Consider the following 4212-nt stretch of genomic DNA (forward strand, 5'->3'; position numbering starts at 1 on the left):
TCCTGGCCCCTCGCCGCTTCCCTCAGCTTTTCCAACCCGACCCTTACGCTTTCCCCGTCCCGCCTCGCCTTGAACTCGGCGAGCTCCCGCTTGCGCCTTTCGTGGAGCTCGGGGTCAATCCGCTGCACGGGGACGGGCTCGTTCAGGGGGCTATTGGGGTCAAAGAAGCGGTTCACCCCCACGATGACCCTCTTGCCCTCCTCCACCTCCTTCTGGAACTGCCAGGCGGACTCCTCGAGGGCCCTCTGGAAGTAGCCCGCCTCCACGGCGGCCACCGCGCCCCCCAGGGCGTCAATCTCCCGGAGGATTCTTTCCGCCTCCTGTTCCAGCTTGTCCGTGAGGTGCTCCACGTAGAAGCTTCCCCCCAAGGGGTCTATGGCCCGGGTGACCCCGCTCTCGTAGGCCAGGATCTGCTGGGTCCTTAGGGCGAGGAGGGCGCTCTTTTCCGTGGGCAGGCCCAGGGCCTCATCGTAGGCGTTGGTGTGGAGGCTCTGCGTCCCCCCGAGGACCGCCGCCAGGGCCTGGTAGGCGGTGCGCACCACGTTGTTCAGGGGCTCCTGGGCCGTGAGGGTGGAGCCCCCGGTCTGGGTGTGGAAGCGGAGCATCCAGCTTTTCGGGTCCTTGGCCCCGAACTCCTCCCGCATGATCCGGGCCCAAAGGCGCCTTGCCGCCCGGAACTTGGCGGCCTCCTCAAAGATGTCCCCGTGGGCGGCGAAGAAGAAGGAAAGCCTCGGGGCGAAGCGGTCCACGTCCAGGCCCCGCTCCAAAGCCGCCCGCACGTAGGCCTTGGCGTCCGCCAGGGTGAAGGCGATCTCCTGGGCGGCGGTGGACCCGGCCTCCCGGATGTGGTAGCCGGAGATGCTGATGGTGTTCCACCTGGGGACGCGCTCGGCGCAGAAGGCGAAGATGTCGGTCACGAGGCGCATGGAGGGCCCGGGGGGGTAGATGTAGGTGCCGCGGGCGAAGTACTCCTTGAGGATGTCGTTTTGCACCGTGCCCGAGACCTTGTCCCAGGGGACCCCCTGTTCTTCGGCCACCAGGAGGTAGAGGGCGAGGAGCATCATGGCCGGGGCGTTGATGGTCATGCTGGTGGAGACCCGGTCCAGGGGGATACCCTCAAAGAGCCTCCGCATGTCCTCCAGGGTGGCGATGGACACCCCCACCCGCCCCACCTCCCCCACGCTCATGGGGTGGTCGGGGTCCAGGCCGAGTTGGGTGGGGAGGTCAAAGGCCACGCTTAAGCCGGTCTGGCCCTGGGAGAGGAGGTAGCGGTAGCGGGCGTTGGACTCCTCGGCGGTGGAGAAGCCCGCGTACTGGCGCATGGTCCAGGGCCTTTCCAGGTACATCCTCGGGTAGATGCCGCGGGTGAAGGGGTACTCCCCGGGCCGGCCGAGCTTCTCCCGGTACCCCTCGGGGAGGGACTCAAAGAGGCCTTCCATGCCTTAGTTTTACCGGAAAAGCCGGAGGAGCAAGAGAAAGGCGAAGAGGGTCCCCAGGAGGAGAAAAAGGGGAGGGAGGAGGAGGCTGTAGGCGGCCAGGACCAGGGCCAGGAAGTCCTTCCAGTCAGGCTTGGGCTCCTCCTTCACGCTCCCCAGGATAGGCCATCTTCCTTCCCAGGGCAATGCTTCCCGCTTCCCCTCTTTCTAGCCCTTTTGATAGCATTGGCCCATGGCCCTCTCCAAAAACGCCCGGAAGGTGCTCAAGGTCATGGCCCGCCGGGGGGCCCCGGAGGTCCTCTTCGCCCTGGGCCGGGGGCCCTCCCGCTTTTCCGACCTCCAGGCCGTTCTGCTCCTCTCCCCCCGCACCCTGGCGGAGAGGCTTAGGGAGTTTCACGCCTTGGGCTTCGTGGAGCGGCGGGCCTTCCCGGAGGTGCCGCCTCGGGTAGAATACACCTTGACGGCTAAGGGGAAGCGGGTCTTGGAGTTTTTTCGGGATTTGGAGGCGATATTGGACGCACAGGAGGTAAAGCGGTGAAAGCGCGCGCCATCGTGGTGACCTCGGGCAAAGGGGGGGTGGGCAAGACCACCACCACCGCCAACCTGGGGGCGGCCCTGGCCAAGCTTGGGGAGAAGGTGGCGGTGATAGACGTGGACGTGGGCCTCCGCAACCTGGACGTGGTCATGGGTCTCGAGGGCCGGGTGGTCTTTGACCTTATTGACGTCCTGGAGGGGAAGGCCAAGCCCCGCCAGGCCCTCATCCGGGACAAGCGGGTGGAAAATCTCTACCTCCTTCCCGCCTCCCAGACCAAGGACAAGGAGGCCCTGGACCCGGAGCGTTTCCGAAAGCTCGTCCAACACCTTCTCGCGGAGGAGGGGTTTGACCGGGTGCTCATAGACTCCCCGGCAGGGATTGAGAAGGGCTTCCAGACGGCGGCCACCCCGGCGGAAGGGGCCTTGGTGGTGGTGAACCCGGAGGTCTCCAGCGTAAGGGACGCCGACCGGATCATCGGCCTTTTGGAGGCCCGGGAGATCCGGGAGAACCTCCTCGTCATCAACCGCCTGCGGCCCAGGATGGTGGCCCGGGGGGACATGCTCTCGGTGGAGGACGTGGTGGAGATCCTGGGCCTCAAGCCCATCGGCGTCATCCCCGAGGACGAGCAGGTCCTCATCTCCACCAACCAGGGGGAGCTCTTGGTGCTCAAGGGGGGTGGCCCTGCCGCCCAGGCCTTCATGGACACCGCCCGGCGCCTCCGCGGGGAGGAGGTGCCCTTCCGGAACCTGGAAGATGCCCAGGGCTTCCTGGGGGTGTTGAAGAGGCTTTTCGGAGGCCACTGATGTGGGGGCGCGAGAAGAGCAAGGAAAAGGCCAAGGAGCGCTTGAAACTCGTTTTGGCCTACGACCGGGCCAGGCTCTCCCCGGGCCTGGTGGAAAACCTCAAGAAGGACCTCCTGGAGGTCTTGCGCCGCTACTTCCCCGCCCAGGAGGAAGGGCTTTCCGTGGCCTTGGAAGAGCGGGGGGAGAAGATGGTCTTGATGGCCGACATCCCCCTCAAGTGAGGAACGGTGACCCTGCGGCGGCCTAACCTCTTCGCCTACGACTGGGGCCTGGTCCTCCTGGCCCTGACCCTTTCGGTCCTGGGGCTTTTCAACCTCCGTAGCGCCGCCCCCGACCCCGCCCTTGTGCTCCGTCAGCTCTTCGCCTTCCTCCTCGGCCTCGGGCTTGCCGTGGCGGTGCAGTTCCTCTCCCGCCGCACGGTCTTCGCCCTGGCCTACCCCCTCTACGCCCTCTCCCTGGTCCTCCTCTTTCTGGTCCTCGTGGTGGGGCGGGAGGTGAACGGCGCCCGGGCCTGGTTCGTGCTTGGGCCCCTGCAGTTCCAGCCCCTGGAGGTGGCCAAGCTGGGCCTCGTGCTGGCCCTGGCCCGCCTTTTGGAGGACCGCCCTGTCCTTCGGGTCTGGGACTACCTCCTCCCTGGTCTACTCACCCTGCCCGTGGTGGCCCTGCTCCTGCTCCAGCCCGACCTGGGAGGGACCCTGGTGGTGCTCTTCGGGGCCTTGGCCGTCCTCTGGGTGCGGGGCCTTCCCCTTCGGCACCTCTTGGTGGGCGCCTTGGCCCTGGCCTTCCTCCTGCCTACCGTGGTCTGGCCGAGCCTCAAGCCCTACCAGCGGGAGCGGGTGCTCATCGTCTTGGACCCTTACCGGGACCCCCTGGGCCAGGGCTTCCAGGTCATCCAGTCCACCATCGCCATCGGCTCGGGAGGGCTCTTGGGCAAAGGGTACGGCCAGGGCACCCAGACCCAGCTGGGCTTCGTGCCCTTCCGCCACACGGACTTCGTCTTCGCCGTCTGGGCGGAGGAGTGGGGTTTCGTGGGGGCGGCGGCCCTCCTCGGCCTTTACGCCCTCCTCCTCCTGCGCCTCTTCGCCCTGGCGCTAGAGTGTCCCCGCCTGGCCGACCGGCTCTTCCTCGCCGGGGTGGGGGGGATGCTGGGCTTCCAGGTGGTGGTGAACCTGGGGGTGGCCCTGGGGGTGATGCCCGTGACCGGGCTTACCCTGCCCCTCTTTTCCTACGGGGGGTCTAGCCTGGTGGCCACCCTCTTCTCCCTGGGCCTGGTGCTCCTCGTCCACCGGGACCGGGCGGAGCCCTAAATGCCCTGCCCCGGCTTTCGCCAGAGCGGGAGCCCCTGCCCCGTGTTGCGAGACCAAGGCGCGGGCGCTAGGGTCTTGCGTGGGCTCGGAGGGTTGCTAAACTGGGCCCCGTGGCCAGGGACGTCTTGGTG

General features: G+C 67.1%; 6 protein-coding genes. 4 read left to right on the forward strand and 2 right to left on the reverse strand.

The genetic code is table 11. The annotated features are described in order from the left end of the window. Together AC01Y6_RS07200 and AC01Y6_RS07205 are read right to left on the reverse strand one after the other, a co-directional pair. A partial coding sequence (locus AC01Y6_RS07200; protein WP_476670905.1) for an acyl-CoA mutase large subunit family protein occupies nucleotides 1-1439 on the reverse strand: 1439 nt, incomplete at its 3' end. Nucleotides 1440-1448: 9 nt separating this feature from the next. Beyond that, the gene (locus tag AC01Y6_RS07205; protein WP_476670906.1) at nucleotides 1449-1586 is read right to left on the reverse strand and encodes a hypothetical protein; all 138 of its coding nucleotides are present in this window, start codon (nucleotides 1584-1586) and stop codon (nucleotides 1449-1451) included. Between the two features lie 82 nt (nucleotides 1587-1668). Here AC01Y6_RS07205 and AC01Y6_RS07210 point away from each other — a divergent pair, with 82 nt between their 5' ends. Genes AC01Y6_RS07210 through rodA form a run of 4 tightly spaced genes read left to right on the forward strand, consistent with a single transcriptional unit; the run spans nucleotide 1669 to nucleotide 4081 of the window. After that, a complete protein-coding gene (locus AC01Y6_RS07210; protein ID WP_347240718.1) occupies nucleotides 1669-1974 on the forward strand; it encodes a winged helix-turn-helix transcriptional regulator in 306 nt (101 codons plus the stop codon). Next, nucleotides 1971-2774: a septum site-determining protein MinD gene (gene minD, locus AC01Y6_RS07215; RefSeq protein ID WP_347240717.1), complete on the forward strand. Its 804-nt coding sequence runs from the start codon at nucleotides 1971-1973 to the stop codon at nucleotides 2772-2774. Before AC01Y6_RS07210 ends, minD begins: the two co-directional genes overlap by 4 nt. Continuing rightward, on the forward strand, nucleotides 2774-2995 hold the full coding sequence (gene minE, locus AC01Y6_RS07220; RefSeq protein WP_347240716.1) for a cell division topological specificity factor MinE: 222 nt from the start codon (nucleotides 2774-2776) through the stop codon (nucleotides 2993-2995). The genes minD and minE overlap by 1 nt, the downstream gene beginning before the upstream one ends. A gap of 6 nt (nucleotides 2996-3001) precedes the next feature. Next, the gene (gene rodA, locus AC01Y6_RS07225; protein WP_476670909.1) at nucleotides 3002-4081 is read left to right on the forward strand and encodes a rod shape-determining protein RodA; all 1080 of its coding nucleotides are present in this window, start codon (nucleotides 3002-3004) and stop codon (nucleotides 4079-4081) included. Nucleotides 4082-4212: the final 131 nt, after the last annotated feature.

This window comes from Thermus sp. (assembly GCF_056332225.1).

What these genes read in the sequence shown, in the direction of transcription:
- AC01Y6_RS07210 (WP_347240718.1), top strand. Translation starts at nt 1,669, where the DNA reads ATGGCCCTCTCCAAAAACGCCCGGAAGGTGCTCAAGGTCATGGCCCGC.
- minE (WP_347240716.1), top strand. Translation starts at nt 2,774, where the DNA reads ATGTGGGGGCGCGAGAAGAGCAAGGAAAAGGCCAAGGAGCGCTTGAAA.